This is a genomic window from Anaerotruncus sp. 1XD42-93, from assembly GCF_009917605.1.
Lineage (GTDB): Bacteria > Bacillota > Clostridia > Oscillospirales > Ruminococcaceae > Anaerotruncus.
In genome coordinates, this window is sequence record NZ_QZEG01000167.1 from 1 (window position 1) to 1,574 (window position 1,574).

The window sequence follows — 1,574 nt, forward strand, 5'->3', positions numbered from 1 at the left end:
ATATCATGTCGATGCTGTTCCCTCGCCATTTTTCTGCCCTCCTGCTACTTTGAGGACTATTATAGCACATTCCTATTGACGACACAACCTAGTGCGTAACCTTTTCAGTTACGAACGTGTCGCACGGTTGTCGTTGCCGTAGCCCTCCAGAAGGTTGATCGCGCCCCACACGCCGAGGCCGGCGCCCAGCGCCACAACGAGGGTCTGCAAAACACCGATCGCACTGTTGAAAAATGCCATAACTTTGTCCTCCTTCAAGACAGTGGGCGGAGCCTTTGCCCCGCCCGGTTCGTGGAATGGTTTTGATGGTGCAAAAGGGCGCCCGCCGCCCCGCACAGTCAGCCCGCCTGTTGGATGCCTGCCGTAAGGTGAGTGGGGGCAGCTTCATTACAGGCGGGCGCTGTTCCGTGCAGGGAGGGAACGCCCGGACATGGAAAAAGCCCCGCAGAGGGGGGCTTTACGGCGTGACGCTCATCCGTCCGCGTCGATCACTTCAAATTCGTCCTTCGCCCGCAGCTTCAGCCGGTGGTCCAGGAACTTCTCGATGTCGAAGCGGTTCTTCTCGTCACAGTCCGCCGTGTACTGGAAATTGGGGTGCTTCGTCAGGTCGTACTTGTCCGACAAAAACGGCCTCACGCCCCGGAGCTGGAGGATGCACTTGCCGCCGTCCAGCACCGCCAGCTCGTCCACGCTGGCAAGCTCATGGCCCGTCCGCTGGTAGTTCACGCTGTGAGACTCCTGGCTGCCCTTGCTCACCCCGGTGTTGAACATATCTATGGTCTCCTTGCCCAGGGCGGCGGAAAGCTCCTTCAAGGTGGTAGGCTCACTGCCGCCCAAAAAGATGCGGGTATCCATGTTGCCGATGATGGTGTCGGCGTTGTCCTTGTAGATCGCCTTTAGCTGGCTCTGCGCCTGCAAGACCAGGCAGGCCGATATTTCCCGGCTTCGGATGGTCGCCACCAGCTTCTCCAGGTTCGGTATCTGCCCGATGTTGGCGCACTCGTCAATGAGGCAGCGCACATGGACCGGGAGCCGCCCGTGGTACTGGTCGTCCGCCTTCTCGCACAGCAGGTTGAAAAGCTGGGTGTAGATCATGCTGATTAAAAAATTGAAGGTGCTGTCCGTGTCGCTCATGATGAGGAACAGGGCAGTCTTGCGGTCCCCCAGGGTGTCCAGCTCCAGCTCATCGTACCGGGTGATCTCCCGCAGCTCGGCGATGTCGAAGGGGGCCAGCCTCGCGCCGCAGGAGATGAGGATGGACTTTGCCGTCTTGCCTGTGACGAGTTGTCAAGGACTTTTTAATACTGTTCACAGAATATTCAAAAAATTGACACAGCAAAAGCCGGGGGCCTTATGGCTCCCGGCCTGCTCATGCGCCGCTTACTCGTCAGCCATCATCCGGCGGACTTCCTCGCGGAGCATACGCTTGATTTTGTCCTCCATCGTTTCAGTGCTGGTTTCGCTGAAATGCGCCCATACAAGGTAGGTTGTGTCGTCAATAGAAATGTGCTATAATAGTCCTCAAAGTAGCAGGAGGGCAGAAAAATGGCGAGGGAACAGCATCGACATGATAT

Annotated in this window: 3 pseudogenes; all 3 read right to left on the reverse strand. The window is 57.4% G+C overall.

What is annotated here, in order from left to right:
- Nucleotides 1-111: 111 nt before the first annotated feature.
- A pseudogene (locus D5269_RS17770) lies at nucleotides 112-240 on the reverse strand (Maff2 family protein); the annotation flags it as partial.
- Between the two features lie 231 nt (nucleotides 241-471).
- A pseudogene (locus D5269_RS17775) lies at nucleotides 472-1,275 on the reverse strand (VirD4-like conjugal transfer protein, CD1115 family); the annotation flags it as partial.
- Nucleotides 1,276-1,380: 105 nt separating this feature from the next.
- Nucleotides 1,381-1,491: pseudogene (locus tag D5269_RS17780) on the reverse strand (transposon-encoded TnpW family protein); the annotation flags it as partial.
- Nucleotides 1,492-1,574: the final 83 nt, after the last annotated feature.